We start from the raw sequence: 22,481 nt of genomic DNA, 5'->3' as shown, positions 1-22,481 counted from the left end.
TAACCCTTTTTTACACAAATTAAACCATACACCCACCTTTCCATCAAAAGAAGTTTTTATCTTTCACCAAATCTTCTCTAACTCTCTTAAGTTTTTCTGTGGGACCTTACTATGTAAAAGTAGAAAAATAACATAATGTAAAAATGAAGGGGCGATTAGCTAAAATGTAACGTAAGTCACATCTTAACCAACCACCCCAGTCAACGCTATAGTTTCATTAACTATTTGCTGTTTCTTGTTTGATTTGTGATCTATCAATATTTAAGAAATAGGCTTGAGCAATACCAAAAATTCCACCAATAACCCAATATAACGAAAGAGCAGATGGAAGACTTATCGCAAAAACTAAAATCATAGCTGGCATAATATTATTTACTATAGCCATTTGAGTATTAACAGGATTTTGAGCAGCGGTCACTTTTAATTGGATAAATGTTGTTATCGCCGCAAGCATAGGTAAAATATATAGTGGATCAGGTGCTCCCAAATCAAACCAAAGAAATGAATGGCGAGCCAGCTCTTCTGTACGCATAATCGCATAATAGAAGGCAAGCATAATTGGCATTTGAATTAGTAGTGGTAAACAACCACTTCCGATTGGATTAACACCTTCAGCTTTAAAAAGCATCATTGTTTCTTCTTGAAGCTTTCTTTGGTTTTTTTCATCTTTACCTGAATACTTTTCTTTTAATTCATTTAGTTTTGGTTGAATTAAACGCATAGCCTTCATATTCTTTGATTGCTTAATCATTAACGGTAATAACATAAATCTGATTAGTATCGTTACAGCAATAATTGAAAAGCCAAAACTATTACCAAAAACCACTGCAGTTTTCAAAAGTAACCAAGAAAATGGATAAACAAGATAATGATTAAAAACACCAGGGCTATCCACTGTTATTGGACCAGCATTCATACCACAACCTGTAAGTGAAACCAATGTTATAATTAATACGAGAAATAAACTACCTTTTCTATATTTAGATGTGAGCAATTGGAGATTTTTCCCCATCTTTTATGTCCTCCTCTGTAATTGAAATATAATTTAAGACAAGGAAAACAATGCTCTTCATCTATTGAATTACTACTAGTTTCTTTAGTAGGGATCTTTCGATAAACAATATGAAGTCTTTCAAATAAAAAGGTATCAGATGTATTTGTTTTAAATATATGTTTATTTACTTTTCCAAAAGATTGTTGCTTCTTTAAAGGCGGATAACAGTTACAACGAAAGACGAAAGCTACAACAAAAATAATAGAAAGCAATATAGAAAGCCAAATTATAGATAAATCAAAAGGAAATTCCACCAATTCTCACCTCCTGTTAGCTAAAAAATAATAAAAGGAACGAGTACATTGTACCACTTACACTACAGTATTGACTATTAATAAAACGTTACGATGTAAAAAAATGAAATGAAAAATATTGCACCTAAACCTAATAAAAACAAACTAGTGTTTACCCATTTTTTAGGGGTTTCTACATTCTCACTAGAAATGGCTACTAAAACAAAAATAACTAACCCAATGAGCATGAGTAAGACCGCGTCTAAAATCGGTCCAAATATATTTAATTCTATATTTGCCTTCCGATAAATATCAATGTTTAATAAGAGAGCTGCAATCCATGCAATGAATAAAAATGCTGCAATACTTAATGAAAAACGTTTCACTTTTGTTCCCACCTTTATCCTCATTTACTACTTAGTTTATTTTTTCCAGTAAATCAAATTCCATACAGGTGTACCTTACATTCCTAAGTGCATTTTTCGGATTTTTAGTAGTCTGATTACTTATTGCTTCATTTTTTTTAGAAAGCTTTCAAAATCATGTGGATTTAGAGGTTTACTATATAAGTAGCCTTGCATTTCATCACATTTATGACGATTTAAGAAATTAACAATTTCGACAGTTTCTACACCTTCTGCAATTACATTCAGTTTCATATTGTGCGCTAAACTAATTATTGAAGTAACAATTGCTTGATCATTTGTATCTTCGATTAAATCTCTAACGAACGATTGATCTATTTTCAAAGTATCAATTGGAAACCGCTTTAAGTAACTTAAGGAAGAATAACCTGTCCCAAAGTCATCGATTGATATTTTTACACCGTGGCTTTTTAAACGATATAATGTTTGCAAACAATCTGCGCTATTTTGCATTAATCCATTTTCAGTAATTTCCAAATCAACATAGTTAGGCGCTAATCCAGTTTCCTGTAATACTCTTTCTACTTTGCTAACAAAATCAGGGCGTTGAAATTGTTTCGGTGAAATATTAATTCCCACTCTAATATATAAACCTAATTCCTTCTGCCAATTTTTCACTTGTTGACATGCTGTCTTCAAAACCCAGTCTCCTATCGGATCAATAAGACCTATTTCTTCAGCGAGTGGAATAAATTCATTAGGAGCGACAATGCCTAATTCAGGATTATTCCAACGAACTAATGCTTCTACTCCAATGATCTTATTCGTTTTCATATCAATTTGGGGTTGATAATGTAGGAAAAATTGATTTTTCTCTAATGCGATGCGAAGTTGAGCTTCCATTTTCAACCTCTCTGAATAAGCAGTGTTCATATTTTCAGAAAAAATTTGATATGTATCTTTCCCTCGTTCCTTAGCATAATGCATGGCAGTATCCGCACATTCTACTAGTTTTTTTAGGCTAGTACTTGAATCTGGATAAATACTGATGCCAATACTACAAGTTAACATAAGACTATTTCCTTGAATAATAAAGGCTGACTTAAATATTTGTAATATTTTCTCAGCTAACTCATCAATTTGCTCTTCTGTATCAACTTTTTTAATCAGAAAAATAAATTCATCGCCACCAAAGCGGTACAAAGTAATATACTTATTTTCAATATCTCGTAGTTTATTTGCAATATCCATAATTAACTCATCGCCAACTTGATGTCCTAACGTATCATTAAAAAATTTAAAACGGTCTAAATCAAGAAAAAATAGGGCAAAAGGATTTTGACTTTTCTTTTCTAATTGTAGTTTTTTTAATAAATCTTCTTCGAAACAATGTCTATTGGGCAATTGAGTTAAAGGATCTATTGAATACATAATATTTAATTGTGATTCTGCACGCCTTAGTTGAGTTACATCATGAAAAGCGATGATGAAGTGGCTTACCTCATCATCTCTTCTCACTGGTGAAATATGCGAATGTATATACATAAGTTCGTCAGAAATTTGATGCATGGTTTCTTCAGAAATTAAATCTTCTACATTCAAATTCCTACCTAAAACTTTTTGTTCTATATTAATCACATCATTTTCAATAATACCAACCTCTCTTAATTTGGTTGAGAACCGAAGATGATCATTGGAATATAAAATCTTTCCATTTCGGTTGGTAATAAAAATAGTAACAGTTTGCCCTAGGACAAAGCAGAGGCTATCAATAATTTGTCTTAGTTTAATAGCCCCTTCTAGTCCTTCCTCCAATTCAAACTCCCGGAAAATTTCAATTAATTTATACCTTACATTAGAAGGCTTATCCTTTTCACGTTCAATTTCATGATTATATTGACTACTTATGTTCATACGGCCTCCAAATAGTTAGCATCTAGCTATGTTGATGCCTCTTACCTGTTTTTCTTTCAGCTACACCTAGACTTAGTTCGTCTAAACACTCTTTAATAGCTTCAGTTTTTGTGTCTAGTTGTTCTAGTATTTGACTAATTTCAGAAAAATGACCTCGTTTCATAGCTCCTAACGCATCATTAGCTAAAGTAAATATATCATTGTGCAATTTTTCTGCCGTTGTGAAAACGGATTGAGATTGAATCAGTGGATCATTTTTTATGGTAGTAAACCAAGTTGATAAACGACTCTCTTGTCTACGAGCGATGTCTCCCTCACTTAAATCATGGAATTCGATCATCGTATTATATATCCACCATTTCCACGTTTCATATTCAGTTTTCATTACTCGTAATAAATTTTCACCACTAAGTCGTGGAATTGATTTTAATACTTCTTTTCGTAATTCATTAACTTTATAGCTTGCATCGTAAATCGTACTACCCGTTTCTTTTGTAGCTGTCCTTATTTCATCAACATGCTGTAACACTTCGTTTATTCTTGAAGTAATATCCTGAGTAGCAGCAGACTGTTCCTCTGCAATTGCAGCGATATTTGAAGTTGCTCCACCTACATCTTCTATTCTTGTGATAATTTGATCTAGAACATCAATAGCATCTCTTGTTTTGTTAACTCGCACACCAAGTTGCGTAGACATTCGATCAGAATTTTGATCTACTTCATTTGCCTCAGCTTGAATCTTTTCTATCGTAGATGTAATTTTTTGAACCGACGTATTCGTTTGCTCAGAAAGTTTACGAACTTCATTTGCTACAACTGCAAACCCTTTTCCATGTTCCCCGGCTCTAGCTGCTTCTATAGAGGCATTTAAAGCTAATAAATTCGTCTGTTCCGATACATCACGTATAAATGAAACGACAGTAGTAACATTTTGAATTTCTTTAAGGAGATTATTAATTTTCTCCTTTGTTTCACTAAAATCTTCTGTCATAGAAAGGAAACCTTTTAATGACTCTTCAATTACTTTTTGACCGTTATTAGCTTGAAGAATTGTTTCTTCAGCATTTTCCGATACATTTATTGCATTATTGGCGACTTCCTCTACCGAAGAGGAAAGCTCCTCGGCTGCAGCCGCTACTGCTTCTGCTTCTGCAATTGTACTATCAACAACAGCTAATAGATCCTTCATTTTATTAATTTTTGTTATTAATTCCATGACAGAACTTATATTAGAAACAACTTTATAATCATTTCCTTCTTGGTAAGATTCAAGTACTATTTGTGAATCTAACGTAATAAACTTTATTAGGCTTAATAATAGTTCAGATAATTGTTCAGGAGAGTTTCCAAATTCAGAAATAATAGAGGGTATAAGATACTCATATACACGTATGTAAGAGCCAGTGTAAAACTCTGGTGTTAACCGAATCTTACTATGTATATCTCCAATTTTTACTCGCCCTGAAATATATTCTTCATTAATTTCTGACCTTGGAATGGACTGTAAATATTTAATAAAGGTATTTGACAATCTCTCCCTTGTACTATGTTGATCGATGATATTTTGTAAATTTGCAAATCTCCCCACCATTTCATAATGTCTTTCCGTTATATCTTCACAGTATTTATCAAATAAGTAATCAAGCTTTTTAATAATTTCTAAGTCTTTATTATTTAGCTGTAAATATGACAACTTATTTTGCATTCGATCTGTTGATTGAATATCTGTATCATTTAAGGGTTGAACCTTTTTCTCCACATTTATTCTTTTCGTAAAAAACATCGAAATCCCCCCTACTACTTAAATCTAAGATTACTTCCACTATCATTGTAGCCTTATATATGAAAGTTTCAAGTGAATAGTTCGTTAATTTATCATGAAATTTTTTAAAACTTCAATTGTTTACAAGGTTATTTCCCTAGAAAGCAAGACTTCAAGCTTTCTTTAAATAGCTTTTTTGAAAGTAGGTGTTTTCTCCTAATATTTCTTGTCACTTAAATGTATGAAAAAGTGTTTCCTTATTGTTTCATTGGGAATACTTTAATATAAATACACTAATATTTGGAGGGAGTTTGGAGTATGGAAACAACAAATATCAATTCAGAGGATATTAAGTCTGCATCATATGATGATGTTACACATCAATTGTACATTCGGTTTACTAATGGTGATTACTATGTATATTATGACGTTATTCCAATTGATTATGTAGGGTTCTTATCTACAAGTGATCATAGTAAATATGTTAGAGATCGCCTTACTATAAAATATGATAAAAGGAAACTACATTAAAAGAAAAGCAGCCCTTTGAATTTACCAAAAGGTATTTCAAAAAAATTATAGTATTTAGTAAAAACTGAACTTGATGTCGCATTCAAGCTCAGTTTTTTTCTGTTAGATTTTCTTCCGTCATAATGAATATTCATTGTTTCGATAAATAGATACAAATTATACTATACTTATATATTTTAATAAATTTCATAATACACTTCTATATGATTAACTGGATATGAAATTCACTCAAATAAGAGGAAAAAGAGGGATTAACAATGATAATTGGTATACCAAAAGAGAAAAAAAACAATGAAAATCGTGTTGCTATTACCCCAGGCGGCGTAATTACCCTAGTGAATTCTGGTCATAAGATACTAATTGAAACAAATGCAGGGGTTGGAAGTGGCTTTACAAATGAAGCATATATCGATGCAGGTGCAACAATTCTTGATAATGCAGCTGACGTTTGGTCAAAAGCTGAAATGATTATGAAAGTTAAAGAACCTTTAGCCAGTGAATACGAATATTTTCGTGAAGGTCTCATTTTATTTACCTATTTACATTTAGCAGCTGAACCTGCTCTTGCCAAAGCATTAACTAGTAAAGGTGTTATTGCGATAGCTTATGAAACAGTTGAAGTAAACAAGACTTTGCCATTACTAACTCCGATGAGTGAAGTAGCAGGGCGGATGGCTTCGCAAATTGGTGCTCAATTTTTAGAAAAACCTAAAGGAGGAAAAGGCATCTTACTAGCTGGTGTTCCAGGTGTAAAGCGGGCAAAAGTTACCATTATTGGTGGTGGTGTTGTAGGTACAAATGCCGCTAAACTTGCAGTCGGCTTAGGAGCAGATGTAACTATTATTGATTTAAGTCCAGAACGTTTACGCTATTTAGATGATATTTTTGGATCTAGTATTAATACATTAATGTCAAATCCATTAAACATTGCTGATACCGTTCGTGAAAGTGACCTAGTGATCGGAGCCGTTTTAATAACGGGTGCTAAAGCACCTAAGTTGGTGACTGAAGAAATGGTTAAAACAATGTCACCAGGCTCAGTTATTGTTGATGTTGCGATTGACCAAGGTGGAATTTTCGAAACTGTTGATCGTATTACTACACATAGCGATCCTACTTATGAGAAACATGGTATTGTTCATTATGCTGTTGCAAATATGCCAGGTGCAGTACCTCGCACTTCAACAATCGCTTTAACAAATGTAACGATAGGGTACGCTCTTCAAATTGCAAATAATGGGGTGTTTGCTGCAGTAGTCCAAAATAAAGCATTAGAATTAGGTGTGACCGTTGCAAATGGTTCCATTACTTATGAAGCTGTTGCTAAAGACTTAGGTTACGATTATGTACCCGTTTCAGAAGCCTTACATTATAGAATATAGTATTAAGGCTTAAGCTAGAAAGCTCTCCCTTCAAAACTTCATACTCTCTAGTCACTTTACGAAAAAATGAAGGTTTTGCCATCATATTGGCAAAACCTTTTGTAAATTTCTCTTACTAATTTAACAGTTCGTTTTCGGCGACCTACAAATGCTTTGTCACCCGATTCTTTCATAACTATCTTTTGCAGCAAGGGTCATTTTTAAATGAGACATTTCTTTAATTATCTCCCTAATACGCTCTTCCATTGTTTTGTCAATTTCAATACTTGAAAAACCTTCTAATCCTTCACGCATAAAAAATAATGACAACTCACTAACGTTTAGACGAGTTAGTTTTTCAAATGCCATCTTATACAAATATAGCTGAGGTGAATAATATGAAACCAACTTTTCAACGTTATTACTTTTATTCGTTTTTAAGTCAATAAGGTGAAATTTTCCGTTTTTTTCAACAATCTTATCTATTTCCCCTATAATTTGTGCACCTTCTATCTCAACAATAAACGCCCATTCATTAGCATAGTTACTTCCTAGACTTAACTCATTAAGTGCCTGATATTTGGTTACTAGGTCACTTACTGCTTGTTCGTAATCACCTAGCTCTTGTTCTTCTTCGAGTAAAGCTAGCGCTTCTTCCTGTGCTTCTTCAAGAGAGTATCCGTTATCTAAAAGTTCACATGCGCGGTGAACAATCGTACCAAGTTTTGCACCTGAGACAAATTCTTTTTCTTCTACAAACTTCGGTAATTCCTCCTGTTCAACTAACCACTCATCTTCAATTTTCACAATGTATTTATAATAATATTTTATCGGGTCATTCATATATGTCATGATTTCTGAAACTGAAAAACTAGGTAGTACCTTATTTCTGTTTTGAATTAGCGGTGGTTCATATTCTTGCCCTTTTTCTTGCCACTCTTCATAGTCAGGTACATTAGAAGTTTGCTTTATACGATTTTCTAAACTCGTGTTTTGTTCCATCGCCTTAAGTAGCATGTCATACCATGAGTCTTTAGTCGGTTTATCCACTGTAGACAATACTAGATAATCTTTTGCCCTAGTAGTAGCAACATAAAATAATCGCTTTGATTCTTCAATCGCTTGATCCTTTGTCTTTTCTTTAATTCTTTCAAATGATGGAGAATATTTTTTATCAGGTTTTTTTAATGGTTCATTTTCTTTTTCCTTCTCATACTGTAAAACGATCCTTACATCTTTATCAAAACGGATATTTCCTGAATCTCCTCTTGGACCTTTAGCTAAATCTGGTAAAAAGACAATTGGAAATTCTAACCCTTTAGAAGCATGTACAGTCATAATATGGACCATATTTCCTTCTGCTAACTCTACTTCTGCTTCACCTTCTTTATCCGATAAGTCTGCTAATTGTTTCACTTGTTTTAACAATTCATCTAAAGAAGCTGTTTGAAACTGAGCTAAAACATCGATCAGTTTTTCAACATTTTTAATTTGTTGCAAATTATTTTTTTGTAATAATAACATTTTTTTTAAGCCCGATTTCAAGAAAAGATCTTCAAAATATTCGCGGGTTGAAACTTGAGGACGATAAGGAACCCAATCTTCATAAAACTGTTTAAGCTTAGTTAATGTGCTCTTAAGCTCTTCACCGATATTTACATCGTTATCAAATAACCCTTCGTATATAAAGGTCGCCAAAGGAATATCTTCCTCTAAACACTCATCAATCGATAAGAAGTCTTCAACCGAAACACCAAAAAGCGGGCTTCTTAGTAACGATAATATATAAAGCGATTCCCACGGTCTATTTAACCAATTGAGAAGGGTAAGCATATCTCGAATTTCTTGTTTTTCATAAAAGCCGATCCCACCATAAACTACATATGGAATTCCCTTTTGCTTTAACGAACGCTCTAATTTTGATAACTTTGTTCTTGTTTGTATTAAGATAGCGAAATCGCTCCAAGAAGGCGTTCGCCAAGCGTCTTTGTCAGAGACAATTGATTGGCCTTCTTCCATTATTTCAAGCATACGGTTCGCAATAACTTCAAATTCTGATTGTTCATCATCCGGTTGCTCTGCTTGACCTTCTATGCCTTCTTTTGGTTCATCTTTTTTAGGGATTGTTATAAGTTCAACACGACATTTTTGTTCTTCTATCCCGTTGCGATGACTATTAATATTCGTGTAATGAATTTTATACAACGGGTCCAATTCTGACTTTTCTGCCCCCATTATTTCATTAAACGCAATGTTTACAAAGTCAATAATACTCTCACATGTACGATAGTTCGTACTCATATTTATAAAATCGCTATTAAGATCTTTCTTTGAGAAATCTACAAGTTCATTCATCAAGCTAACATCTGCTCCACGAAATCGGTAAATAGACTGCTTTCCATCACCAACTATAAATCTATATTTCGGTTGGATAAACGTTAACATATTCATTTGCAGTTGGTTCGTGTCTTGGGCTTCATCAATCATCATATGACGATACTTCTTTCGGCAATCATCCTGAACTTCTTTCTTTTCTAAAAGAGTAATTGCCTTTTGCTGTAGATCAGAAAAATCCATTGCTGCTCGTTCTCGTTTCGCCTCATCATACTTTTCGTGGAACACTTGAAGCACTTGGACAAAAAGGTTAATAATTTCTTTAATCTCTTTAATGTCAACACTTGATGGTCCTTTTAATTTTTTCCACGTCTCTTTTAAAGGTTTATATAAATACTCAAACAAATCATATAATGGTGGATTTGTTTCTTGCCATTTTTTATTTACTTTTTTCGGAAGTGCTTCTTCTAATGCCTCATATAGAACAGCTGGATTTTCAAACGAAAGATCGGTTACTTCAGAAAAGTGTTCCGTAATTTTCTTTGAGGCCTTATCACTGTCATCAAGTTCCATCACATGCGGGCGTGCTTCTTTATAAAAATTCGTTAATACAAATTTACGATCACTTTCTATCGATTGTAACTGAAGCTTTACAATGGTTTCGGAATCGAAAAATGATTCGATAGACTCTACTGAAGTAATGATTTCCTTCATCTGACTATACACTGCTTTAATAGCTTCTTTCAGTTGTCCACGAGTATAAAAGTTGTACAGCGGTCGCCATTTACGATGATACTCTGGCGAATCAAACATTTCATCAAATATGTCAATTTGAATCAACTTAGCCCCAACATCATCTAACACAGTAAACTTAGGAGGGACATCTGCAAGAAACGCATATTCTCCAAGAAGTTTGTGACAAAAACTATGAAATGTAGTTATAAGGGCGCCATCTAACGCATCCTTTTGTTCCTGCCAGAAATTTCTTGCAAACTCATGTTCACTCGCATCATAACGTTCATGTACATTTTGGCGTATCTCCTCTATACGTCCACGAATACGGTCCTTCATTTCACGTGCTGCTTTTTCAGTAAATGTAATGGCTACAATTTCCTCAACCGTAGCTCCTATCGGTGATTTATTTTTCTTACCAAGACGTTCCTTTAATTTTTCTTCACATATATATACAAATCGTTCCGTCAATACACGTGTTTTACCAGAACCAGCCCCAGCAGAAATAACGACTAGTGGTTTTTCACTATATATAGCGGCTTTTTGCTCTTCGTTAAAATTCATTTAAATTCCCCCTCCCCTTCTTCAATTTGATCTTGAGTAACACGACAAACCGGTCGATAAGCACAACTGCTAATGCATTTTAAAGGCCTTACTGAGAAGTCATGACTACTTCCTTGCCAAAGTTCTTTTATTCGTTGTTTCAACTCATATTTAGCAAGTAGAGCTTCTGCTTCCAACGTTTCTTCCTTAGTCGCATAAGAATTAACGGAAAACGGACTATTCTTGCGAAAATGTTCCTCGCGCCAAACACTATTTCCAGCACGCTTTAATGGTTCTCTAAGGGAAATGTAAGATGCACCATGAGCAGTTAAATTTTCTGGTAGGCTTTCAAAACATTCCGTTAAATCAATTTGATAATGACCATTTGCAAGGCGCTTTTCCATTGCAACTAAATAAAGAGGTAATTGCAGTTTTAACCCTGGACGCACTTCTTTCATAAAGTTTAAAGAAGCAAAACCTGATTTATAGTCATAAATAACAAAACCATGATCATCAATATCGACCCGATCGACTTTTCCTGACATTGTAATGGTTGTGTCATCGTCTAGCTTTATATCTAGTTCAACTGCTTCTTCTAAACGAAATAAGTGCATCGATTGAAGTTGCTTATTTTCCCAAAAGTGGTGTCTTTCAGCAAGCCACCATTTTTTTAATTTTTTCAACCATTCTTCTTTTTCAATTGAAAGCTGAAGCTTCGAGAAGTCTAGATGATTTGCTTCGACAATAGACCACTCTTCTTCAAATATATCTAGTAAAAACGTCTCAGCTGTTTCCTTCATCTCCTCAGTAAAAGCAGAAAATGGTTTTCCAATTAAGTTTAATTGCTTATAAAATTTTTCAATAATGTCATGTAACATTGAACCTACATCACGAAAATCAAGTATCGTTTGTTTTTCCACAGGCTCCTTAATTTTTAATATTCTCTCAAGAGCATATTTAAAAGGACACATGGCATAGCTTTCAAGCATTGTAACAGAAAGCTTGTCTCGTTTTAATCTTTCTTCCCAATAAGGGGACACTTTTTCTATCCCACCCTCAAGCTCACTTAATTTTGCAACCATTCGTTCTAATGATTCTGGAAGATGGTGGACTAATTTTCCTACCCCAACATGGTAGGCCATTTTTTCCTCATAATCATTTTGAGAGTCACTCACCTTCTCAGTATAACGATTTGCGGCACTATATTTTCGATCCTGAATTTGATCCTTCCACGCTTCAAGGTACCCCGAAGGTAATATCGGGTTATGTGGATCAACTCCTACAACATATGAAAAAGATAGTTCATCAGCTAACTCAAATAACTGTTTGAAAAAGGTGTCATCCTTTTGTCGAAATAACTTTTTTGTTGGGCTAGCATACGGAACAGGGAGATTTTTTAAATCGCTTTCTTGAAAATAACCCGACAGTTTGTGGCCTTTTGGAAATGTACCTTCATTCATTCCTAAAACATATAGACTTTTTCCTTCGAATAACCCTACATCTCTAAATGAATAAAGTTGAATTCCAGTAACTGGAGTTCTTTCTACGAAAATACTTCCACCTTGAATCCCTTCATAAAGCCAATCAACAAAAATATGATAATGAACTTGTAAATCTTCGAGACCTTGTTGTTTTAACATTTCGATTTTTCTAGTCACTAGCATGACAAGATAATCATACGCCTTCCACTCAAGGCGAATTTGCAGAAGTTTCTCTGTGTTTTTTTCTTCAAGGATTTGTTTTTTCCAAGAACATGTAAAGTCACTATTAACCAATAATTCCTTTAATGAAGATAAGTACGTTATAACACTAGTTTTTTTAGGAATTGTTTTTCGAAAATTTATAAATGCTTCTACTTGTTTTTTTTCATCTTCTGGTAAAAATCCAATTTCGATATAATTTTTCTTTTTGTTCATATAATTTATACTTTTATAGAAATGAAGTCTAAGCATCGTATCTACTAGATCAAGGGTATCCCATCGGTTTATAAATCTTCCATTGTGCTTTAATAAAGATTTGTAAATAAACTGAATAAACTGTGTATCTTTAACCTTTTTCTTAACTGGTACCTTTAACGGGATCTGCTTTTTTTCAGCTGCTTTAATCAGCTTTTCTTGATAACCGCTTTCGTCGGCGAGTACAATCCCTATATCAGTAAGTGGTGTTACCTGGCTTTTTTCAGAAATTTCATGTAATACACCGTAAATTTCTTCTTCCATAGTTGTGGCTGATTTCACCTCTACATTTGACTTAGTTATCATAATTTGCCTAATTTCTTCTTTATCTACAGTAAAGCCTAGTTTTTTAAGCTGTTTTTCAGTACCTTCAACAATTTCTGCTCCTTGTATTCTAGGAAGATACACTGTAATGTCTATACCCAATGAGACAAAATAAGCAATCACCATATATTGCAGTGTACTAAAATCAAGATAACCATCAATGACAATTCCACCTAGGTTTAATTCTTGATTCATTGGTAATGAAACCGCTTCATGAATACGATGCTCAGGGTCTAATAGACGTTTCTTCTTCACCCATTCTGTCTCATATTCTCTAAAAATCGGTTCCATTTGTCTAAATTGAGTAGGTAGATTTTCTAAAGTTAACCCAATACGTTTTAACTGACCATATGTCTCGGCGATGGCTTTGGCCTTATGTCGTAATTCTTGAGGATTATTTAAAAAACGGTTTTTATCATTTGACATCAATTCTTGAAAAAAAATCGTTCGTTCACTTTCTGACACAGGAAAATACTTAATATTGGCTTTTTTTAATAATAAATCAGCGAGATCATCAAACGTTTTAAAGGCCATGCCAGCCTTGCGTTTACGTGCAGCCTGAAGCCATTTATTAGAAGGTAGTATGTAATAAATAGGTTTCCCTACTTCTTTTTGTCTTTGAAAACTTTTCGTAAGTCGATCTGTTTTAGCTACATCTTTTAAATCTGAATATTTAACTACTAGCATTTTCTCACTCCTTTTCATTCATGTCCAAACTCATTATACTAATAATTTCCAAATGTTTAAAATTATATTTCTATTTCTCCTATACTTAATTATACCAAAATTAAAGAACGTACGTTTCTTTTTAGAGATAAGAAAATATATTTTTTCTGAAGTTAGAAAGTTGTCTAGCGTCTGCACCTACCAGTTCAAAGGCACTTCCCCCTTTGTATAACACAGACCAAAATGGTGGGCTCCGTATAAAGAAGCGTAAGTGACTGTCGGATACTGTATGTTTAATGAATAACAGAAGAGTTCGGTTGTCTTCGCTGCTCTTTAACTATTGCTTTGTACTCTCTTAACCATATGGCTGCTACGATTAAAAAGATGAGAGCCCCTATATAATATGAAAAATTCAGCCCATTCCCAAAGCTAATGATTAAATATGCGATGATTGGCCCTAAAGCAGCACCTACATCTAAAAAAACAGTGTAATACGTCATCACTATGTTAATATCAGATGTTTTTCCAACATCAGTAGCTAAAGCATCAACAAGTGTTGTGATGATTGTCGTTGATAACATGAAGAAAATAGTTATGATGATCCAAATATAAAGAGGCATCGATATAGGAATTAGGGCTAAACAAATAGCTGCTGAAGTTAAGAACATGATAAATAATGGTAACCTACCATCTTTTCCATCTGAAAGTTGACCAAACTTCAATGCTACAAATGGCTCCCATGCCCAACGAATTCCTTGAACAATCCCTGCTAATGACGTTACCCCTATTGTCATTCCAATGATTTGAACTTGATGACTATAATGCTTTAGCATAACAAGACTTAATGTAGAGACAAACAATCCTTGAATAATGAAAGCAAGTAATAAACCACTAATAACAACTAAGATTACTGATTTATTAAACAGTCTAGTAATAGACGTATTGGTTGATACTTTTCTCTCTCTTTCTACATGTTTCCTAGGAACTAACCAAGCGATTAGTGGAAAACCCAAAATCATCAGTGCACCGAAGGCAATACCCACTACTTTTAAACCTAAATAGCTTACTAAAATACCTCCAACTAACATACCAAATAAACTTCCAAGTCTGTAAAGACCATTATAAAGTCCCATCAATCTTCCACGATTTGAATTTGTGGAGCATTCTGCAACAGCGAATAAGCCTCCTAACCTTAAAAATGCCCAAGAAACTCCCCATAAACACCGTAGGATAATCCAAATTATCAGTCCATAACCAACTCCGTACCCTATCGTTGTCACTACAGCTAAAAATACAGCAATCATTAATCCAAACTTTAAAGTGATCTTGCGATATGCTAAGCCAATAAAAGGGTTAACTGGAATCCTTATAAGACGATTTAATGATAATATTAATCCAACTTCCCAAAGTGATTGTAAACCAACTTCTTTATAATAGATTGGTAAAGCAATATAAAGCATAGAATCTCCTATTAAACATAGTGCAGTTACTAATGAAACAGCAATGATAGATTGGTCACTGCTATTTTTCCCGATGTATTTACTCAATTAAACGAACTCCTTTTAAATGAAAAAAAGACGATAACAGATATTGTCAGATCGCCTTTTTCAAAGTTTTTTAAATTATTAGAGTTGATTTTGTTAGTTGCCTACAAAAAAATTCGGTAATTCCGTCGTTTTCGTGGTCCAAAGTTACATATTTAGCTACTTTCTTTACCATAAACCGTCCATTCTCCATAGCAACCCCGCAACCAACATTTTTTAACATCTCAATATCATTTGGACCATCACCAAAAGCAACTACCTCTTGAGGTAATATTTGAAAAGAGCTTAAGACATTTTGCAGAGCATGCCATTTGGTTATCGACTTTTTCGTAATTTCAAAACTATCACCCCAATTGGCGATTTCAAAGTGAGAAAGAAGTTTTGTATACGCATAAGAAGCTGAAGCCACATTTTGAAAATGAACAGATAATTTTAATAATGGTTCATACTTATTAGGGTAAATTCCTTTTGGTTCTATTGGACCATGATTTGTTATTTTATCTCCGATTAGATTGATCATTTCATAGTTAGCTTTTGAAGTATGACTAATCATAACTTTAGCATAGTGGTCAGAAACTGTATCAAAAACCATTGTTGCTTCAACCGGGCTAATAACGGATTGCTCTAGAATATTTTCTTTCAGTCGATCAAAAATGACTGCGCCGTTCAAACAAATTAATGGCGTATCTAGTTGTAACTCCTCATGATATTTCAATGTCATATTTATCGGACGCCCCGTAGCTAAGATAATCTTTATTCCTTGTTTTTTCTGTTCCATTAAAAACTCTTTATTTCTACTAGATATCGTATCATCCTTTTTTAAAAGAGTACCATCCAAGTCTAGAACAATCGCTTTAACGTTTAACAATACTAACCCCTCCTATTTTGTTTTCACAAAGCTTACCATTCATAATTTAACAAAGTAGTGTTAATAGCGTTTGAATGGATTCAACATTCGCTCAGGCATAATATCTAATTGTAAAATTCTTTAAAATAGAAAAGCGGTAGCTAACGCCGATCCATTTCATAGACTGTTTTTTTCAACATCTTGATCCTCAGTAGGAAAAATTGCATATGTAAGTTTAAAGTCAAGCAGAACGTGAATCTTCTTTTACATCAGTTGATGCATTCGAAGTCTAGTAATACTTGGTGAGGGCTTCCTAACTTTTTTCTTAATCTTCACCACCAACCACAACTAACGCTACACGGGATAGTATAAATACAACACACAAACGCGTCCTTACCTTCTCGTAAACACCTTTTTCCTCCTGAAACAATAATAGTCAATTAACTTTGAGGTAGTATTAAGTAAATGTTATTGTTTGATAATTATATTTTCGTAATCGTAAAATTGATTAAGTAAACTGAATTTATATTAATATTTTTAACATTTGAGTGACTCATAATTACCTAAATGGAGCTACATATAATACTCTATTAACCTTACTTTTTCGTACTATAAAGCGAACTTCAATCATAGCGGGTCTTAATGCCCTTTAAGAGTGGGTAAAAAAGTGATTTACTCTAAAGGTTAGAGCAAATCACTTTATGATTAATATTCGATTAACAATCTACTAAAATATGTTGGCATAGTACGATATGTTATGGTCTAATCCAAATAATTATCTATGCATAATGTCTATTCCGGCTGTTTGCAAGCCATGATTTATATATGATATCTTGATAGCTATTAATCAATTGGTCAAAGATTTCATCCCACGAAAGAGTTAATGCAAAACGTCGTGCATTTTCTGCAAACTCATTACGTAAATATTCTTGCTCTAATAGAATTGTAGTTTGATAAACAAATTCTTCTACATTTTTCTTACCGCATAAAAAGCCAGTTTCTCCATGAGAAATAAGATGTTGAATACCTCCCTCGTTCGCTCCAATAACAGGTATTCCAGAGGCAAGTGCTTCTAATACAACATTTCCAAATGTTTCTGTAGATGAAGGAAAGATAAAGACATCACTAGAAGCATAAATCTCTGCCAATTCCTCACCTTTTTTAAATCCTGTCCATGTAATATTCGGATATTTTTGTTCAGATAACTGCTTAAATAGTGGACCATCCCCAACAATAAGCAGATGGGTATCTTTTTTTACCCTTTCTGGTAATGCATGAAATGTCTCTAAAACAGTATGAACATCTTTTTCTGGAGCAATCCTCCCAACATAGAGAAGAACATTCTTCTCGTTAATATTATATTTTTTTCTTATGTCAGATGCTCGTTTAAGCGGTGTAAAAAAATCATGATTTACACCTCTTCCCCAAATATCGATATTATTGTGAATTTTTTGGTTAAGCAGCTTTTCTTTCGTACTTTGTGAAGGTACATAAACTTTTTCAAAAGAATCATGAAACCATGCCATGTATTTCCAAATCCATTTTTGCAAAAAGGTTAAATGGTAATACTCTAGGTAATCATCAAAATGCGTATGATAGGATGCTACCATTGGAATATTGTGTTTTTTTCCATAATGAAGACCAAAAAGGCCAAGGTTAAATGGCGTAGCGATATGAATAAGAGTTGGCTTGAATTCTTCTAATGTTTGCTTAATGTGCACTGGATTAGGAAGGGCTATTCGGCATTCAGGGTACAATAAGAAAGGAATACTTGTAAAACGTTGAACTTGAGGGACTGTTGGAACTGCTGTACTACTTTCCGGAACAAATAACTTATATTCAATACCCTTTTTTTCTAAATAGTCCGTGTATCGCTTTAAAGTTTTTGCAACCCCATTAATTTCGGGGGCGTAGGTATCAGAAAATATAGCTATACGCATTTTCACTCACTCCCATAATTAGTAGTTTCAATTATAACTTAACAAATAATTATGAAAATAATATTTAGCTCATATTAAGATTTAACAAAAATCTCAACAGGACACTAACGTGATCTTTACAATTATGTATTATGATAGGAAGTAGAAGGAAGCGTAGTGAATACCTTTAAACCTACAATAATTGTACTGGGAGGGAAATTCGTTGGACCGATTTGTAAATTGGATTTCTGTAAATGATACTCAGCTTTTTCATTTCGTAAATTCAAAATTAAGATGTAGAGCTTTTGACTATATCCTACCTAAAATCACCCATATAGGGGGAGCTACATTTACAATACTTACATTGCTTATCGTGATGATCTTTTCAGAAAAAGTTGTTCAGACATGGGCTATTGAAGCCCTTATTTCCCTATCCTTAAGTCATATCATCGTTCACATTATTAAAAAAATGTATTGCCGAGAGCGACCTTATAACAAATTAGCTAACGTTACATTATGCTCAAACCCACTTACAGATTACTCATTCCCCTCCGGTCATACAACGGCTGCTTTTTCTATAGCTATCGTTTTTTCTCTTCACATGCCAATGTTGAGCATTTTCTTTTTACCAATCGCCATTTTAGTTGGAATTTCACGTATGTATCTCGGTCTACATTATCCAACTGACTGTATTATAGGTGCAGTTCTAGGGACTGTATCGTCAATCATTGTTGTGTTTTGCTCATTCGTTTTCTTTACTGGACAATAGTAATAATTGAATGAGTTTCACTTTAAGATGTATATGATAATATGTCTTCAAAAACTTCGACCGGTCTTTCTTCAGTTATGAGGTGACCAGTTTCTTTATATGTGATTAGTTTTGCATTTGGTAAATCATAAACTAACCTCTTCCCTATATTTACTGAAACAACATTGTCTTCCTCCCCCCATATCAACAATGTAGGCGTGTAAATAGCCTTTAGTTGATGAGATAGTAGGTCGCCTTCACGGTATCTAAGTAAACGAGTAAGTGACTGATAAAACTTCTTTTCTAATAACGGTTTACGAAATTCACTAATCATTTCATCGTTGATTAATGAGTGATTATAAAATACATTTTTCAAGTAATCTTTCACTTCTTTTTTATGAATGTAGAAGTAGATAATATAGTTAAAGAACGGTAAGTAGGATGCATATATTAGGAACTTTTTTGCGCGTTTTAAATAACCTGAGCATCCTAATAGAATCAATTTATTGATTTTTTCTGGCACAGCTTTAGCGGTATATAATGCAATTTGCCCACCCATAGAGTGACCAACAATCGTTACATTTGTAAGCTTAAAATAATCGATACACTGCTCAATTAATTCGGCATAATTCTTAAATGAATAGACAAATGTTGTAGACTTTTCACTCCTCCCAAACCCTGGAAGATCAATAGCAATTATAGAGAAATGTTTTTCTATTAGTGGAAAAAGACGGTTAAAAGTATATGTAGAGGATGCGAAGCCGTGAATGAAGAGCATTGGAGGTTTTCCATTTATAACATGTTCACAAAAAATTTTAACATTAGAAATTGTAATAAACTCGCTTTTAATTTGATTTCTGTCCATAAAATACCAACTCCACATTATCACATTATTTTTCAAATGTATTATGTACAAAAATCGAATGAATAATGTGGAGTTATACTTATAGGAATTTCATATTGAAAAGTATTAAATTGAAAATTTATAGTCAAGATCACTTTCAATAAGACTTACAGAAGGTCTACCGATATAATACCCTTGGGCATAATCGACCTTTAACTTTATTAATATTTGTAGCTCTTCAAACCTTTCGACCCCTTCTGCTATAACTTTAGAGTTTGCTTGAGAGGCATATTGAACAAATAGATTGACTAGCTCTTGTTGTGAATGATTTTTATCTATCTTTTGAATAAATGATCGATCCAATTTAATGAAATCCGGCTTTATACACATCATCGTTTTCAAACTATTATACCCTGCACCAACGTCATCAATAGCAATTTTAAAGCCTTGATAACGATAATTAGCTAATACTCTTTCAAATTGAGTATAATCATGTACCGCTTGCTTTTCTGTTATTTCAAAAACAATTTGCCTCGGGTCAAGCCCGTATTTCTCTACGAAAAAAAGTGTTTCTCCGCTTCGGTAATTTGCATCATTTAATACTTTAGGATGAACATTTAAAAAGATAAACTCTTTATTTGTACTTTTGTTTTTCCAACTTAGTTCAACGTATTTCTCAATTGAATGTTGACGTGTTAACTGTTCAAATTGAAATATTTGATCTGTATCCCCTAAAAACCGATAAAAATCTTCGGTCGATGAAAAGTTTCTTGGTTTAATTGGACGATTTAATGCTTCATAACCGATTAATGAACTGTTCACAACACCTACAATAGGTTGAAACAATGTATTAATATTTTTATATTTTAATACTTGTAATATTTCACTATACTTTAATTTTTTTAACTCCATATGCCTAGCTAAACTTCGATTAAATTTCCATCTTTGAAAGAAACTTTTATTTTGGAGTACTTTTATTACCATGTATAATCCCCAATCCTTCATATCGCTACTTCACATGAACTTATTTCTTCAATTTCATATCTCTTTTTAATTTAGCTTAAATTGTTTTGTGAGGTTTAATAATGAATTAGATGTTTGTGTTAACTTTGACCCAATTTCATTCGTTTTTTCCATTTGCTGTATTTGCTCATCACTTGTTGCAAACATTTCCTCAGCACTAGCCAAAGTTTCCTGGGAAACCGAAGCAAAGCTAATGGTTGATTGCTCAATACTTGGTAATATCAACTGTAAGTCTCCTAGTTGTTCTTGTGTACTTAATATTTTATTACTTACCGAATTGATTTCTTCCATAAGATTATCAAAAGAATCCTTTGATTCATTTGCTGCTGATAAGTTTGCCTTTATTTTTGTCAAAACATGATCGAACTCGTTTGTAGCTACGATACTAACTTGTTCCATGGTCCCAATAGATTGAGTGATTTCTTCGGTTGCAATTGTTGATTGTTCTGCTAATTTCCGTACTTCGTTAGCTACTACAGCAAAGCCTCTACCAGATTCGCCAGCTCTAGCAGCTTCAATGGTCGCATTTAGGGCTAATAATTTTGTTTGTTCTGCTATTCCATTGATTAACCCAACTAAATTAGCAATAGAGCTTGAATGATTTTTTACTTGTTGGATTGTTTTTGTCATATGATCAAAATCTTCTTCAAAAGAATGAATGGTTTTTATTAATTGAGTAATATTTTTCTCTCCACATTGAGCAGATGTGTTCATACCAATTGAACTTTTATAAACTAAGTTAATGTTACCCATCATTTCTTCAACTTTTTGCTTTATATCTTTGAAACTATTTACACTACTTTCTGAATTCGCCGCCGTTTGGTCAGCCCCTTCTTTCACAACACTAATAGCTTCAATCAGCTGACGACTATACTCTAGCGCTCCTTCAGAGGATCTCTTCAATTCACTACCAGTATTTTCTAACTTGACTGTCGTATCTGTAATTTCATTTAACATTTGTCGCATTTGCCCAACCATCGCATTATAACTCTTATTTAGAGAAATAATTTCAGGTAATGTTGTTTTAATGGAAATTGCACTACTTAAATTTCCTTCACGAACTTCCCTCATCGTATTTTGTAAAACGTTTAATGGGTTCGTTAATGTTTGTACAAATAATAAAATAATAATAACTGAAATAATTAGGCTAACAATAATCACCATTATTGTAAATTTAGCAATCTCATTTATTGGGTCTATATAAGATTTTGTTGGTACAACGATCAAATACATAGCATCAATTTCCTTTAATTCGTGCGTTGATATTGTATAATCTTCTCCTTCAATACTTGTATGGAACACTCTTGTTTCATTTTTTTGAATTGTTTCGAATAGAGATGGATAAAGCAAGATATCTATGTCCTGATTTATTTGAAAAGGTGTAATTTCGTTATTATTTATGTAATAAAAGTAAGCTTCAATACCATCCTCATTTAACTGTCCTTGTTGTGAACGGACATTTACTTCTAGTTGTTGCATAAAATAATCCATATCACTTACATATAAAAATTTTAAATTTGTTGCAATGTATGACATCATTTCAGCTTCTCGTTGAAGACGATTTTCAATTGTTTGGATAACTGTTTCTTTTGCTTTTATATAGGATGTTATTCCAACGGCGTTAGTAGCTATAATTAATAAAGTAATAAACAGAAATAACAATCGGTTTCGCAAACTTATCTTTGATAATACAGTATGAAAAGTATTCAAATAATTCTTTTTACTTTCTTTCTTTGAATTTTTTTTACTAAAATATATATATTTCACGAAAAGCAACCCCCT

General features: G+C 33.2%; 15 protein-coding genes. 3 read left to right on the top strand and 12 right to left on the bottom strand.

The features are described from left to right. Positions 1-217 precede the first annotated feature (217 nt). From yidC to BKP45_RS18315, 4 genes are all read right to left on the bottom strand, one after another. A complete protein-coding gene (yidC, locus tag BKP45_RS18330; protein ID WP_071390017.1) occupies positions 218-1,012 on the bottom strand; it encodes a membrane protein insertase YidC in 795 nt (264 codons plus the stop codon). A 373-nt stretch (positions 1,013-1,385) separates the two neighbouring features. Further along, a complete protein-coding gene (locus BKP45_RS18325) occupies positions 1,386-1,673 on the bottom strand; it encodes a hypothetical protein (RefSeq protein WP_071390016.1) in 288 nt (95 codons plus the stop codon). A 120-nt stretch (positions 1,674-1,793) separates the two neighbouring features. Further along, positions 1,794-3,566, bottom strand: a complete 1,773-nt coding sequence (locus BKP45_RS18320) for an EAL domain-containing protein (RefSeq protein ID WP_071390015.1) — start codon at positions 3,564-3,566, stop codon at positions 1,794-1,796. A gap of 22 nt (positions 3,567-3,588) precedes the next feature. Continuing rightward, the gene (locus tag BKP45_RS18315) at positions 3,589-5,349 is read right to left on the bottom strand and encodes a globin-coupled sensor protein (RefSeq protein WP_071390014.1); all 1,761 of its coding nucleotides are present in this window, start codon (positions 5,347-5,349) and stop codon (positions 3,589-3,591) included. A gap of 297 nt (positions 5,350-5,646) precedes the next feature. On the opposite strand from BKP45_RS18315, the gene BKP45_RS18310 reads away from it, so the two are divergent. Both BKP45_RS18310 and ald read left to right on the top strand, forming a co-directional pair. Beyond that, on the top strand, positions 5,647-5,859 hold the full coding sequence (locus BKP45_RS18310; protein ID WP_071311107.1) for a KTSC domain-containing protein: 213 nt from the start codon (positions 5,647-5,649) through the stop codon (positions 5,857-5,859). A 257-nt stretch (positions 5,860-6,116) separates the two neighbouring features. Further along, positions 6,117-7,241, top strand: coding sequence for an alanine dehydrogenase (gene ald / locus BKP45_RS18305; RefSeq protein ID WP_071390013.1), 1,125 nt, complete (start codon positions 6,117-6,119; stop codon positions 7,239-7,241). Positions 7,242-7,397: 156 nt separating this feature from the next. On the opposite strand, the gene BKP45_RS18300 is transcribed toward ald, so the two are convergent. The 5 genes from BKP45_RS18300 to BKP45_RS18280 all read right to left on the bottom strand — a co-directional run bounded on the left by BKP45_RS18300 (position 7,398) and on the right by BKP45_RS18280 (position 18,105). Beyond that, positions 7,398-10,850 (bottom strand): UvrD-helicase domain-containing protein, encoded by a 3,453-nt coding sequence (locus tag BKP45_RS18300; protein ID WP_071390012.1) that lies wholly within the window; start codon positions 10,848-10,850, stop codon positions 7,398-7,400. Further along, on the bottom strand, positions 10,847-13,795 hold the full coding sequence (locus BKP45_RS18295) for a PD-(D/E)XK nuclease family protein (protein WP_071390011.1): 2,949 nt from the start codon (positions 13,793-13,795) through the stop codon (positions 10,847-10,849). Before BKP45_RS18295 ends, BKP45_RS18300 begins: the two co-directional genes overlap by 4 nt. Positions 13,796-14,067: 272 nt before the next feature. Next, positions 14,068-15,321 carry an MFS transporter gene (locus BKP45_RS18290; RefSeq protein ID WP_071390010.1) on the bottom strand — a complete coding sequence of 418 codons (1,254 nt, stop codon included), beginning with the start codon at positions 15,319-15,321 and terminating at the stop codon, positions 14,068-14,070. 70 nt (positions 15,322-15,391) lie between these two features. After that, on the bottom strand, positions 15,392-16,186 hold the full coding sequence (locus BKP45_RS18285; protein WP_071390009.1) for a Cof-type HAD-IIB family hydrolase: 795 nt from the start codon (positions 16,184-16,186) through the stop codon (positions 15,392-15,394). Between the two features lie 758 nt (positions 16,187-16,944). Further along, positions 16,945-18,105, bottom strand: coding sequence for a glycosyltransferase family 4 protein (locus tag BKP45_RS18280; RefSeq protein ID WP_071390008.1), 1,161 nt, complete (start codon positions 18,103-18,105; stop codon positions 16,945-16,947). Positions 18,106-18,307: 202 nt separating this feature from the next. On the opposite strand from BKP45_RS18280, the gene BKP45_RS18275 reads away from it, so the two are divergent. Beyond that, positions 18,308-18,853, top strand: coding sequence for a phosphatase PAP2 family protein (locus BKP45_RS18275; RefSeq protein ID WP_071390007.1), 546 nt, complete (start codon positions 18,308-18,310; stop codon positions 18,851-18,853). A gap of 22 nt (positions 18,854-18,875) precedes the next feature. Here BKP45_RS18275 and BKP45_RS18270 read toward each other — a convergent pair whose 3' ends face one another. The 3 genes from BKP45_RS18270 to BKP45_RS18260 form a co-directional block, all read right to left on the bottom strand. Further along, entirely contained in the window at positions 18,876-19,697 is an 822-nt protein-coding gene (locus BKP45_RS18270) for an alpha/beta fold hydrolase (protein ID WP_071390006.1), read from the bottom strand. Between the two features lie 105 nt (positions 19,698-19,802). Then, positions 19,803-20,660, bottom strand: coding sequence for an EAL domain-containing protein (locus tag BKP45_RS18265; protein WP_071390005.1), 858 nt, complete (start codon positions 20,658-20,660; stop codon positions 19,803-19,805). Between the two features lie 66 nt (positions 20,661-20,726). Further along, positions 20,727-22,466, bottom strand: a complete 1,740-nt coding sequence (locus tag BKP45_RS18260; protein WP_084787884.1) for a methyl-accepting chemotaxis protein — start codon at positions 22,464-22,466, stop codon at positions 20,727-20,729. Positions 22,467-22,481: the final 15 nt, after the last annotated feature.

It is taken from the genome of Anaerobacillus alkalidiazotrophicus, from assembly GCF_001866055.1.
This window is presented reverse-complemented; position numbering and strand designations above follow the sequence as displayed.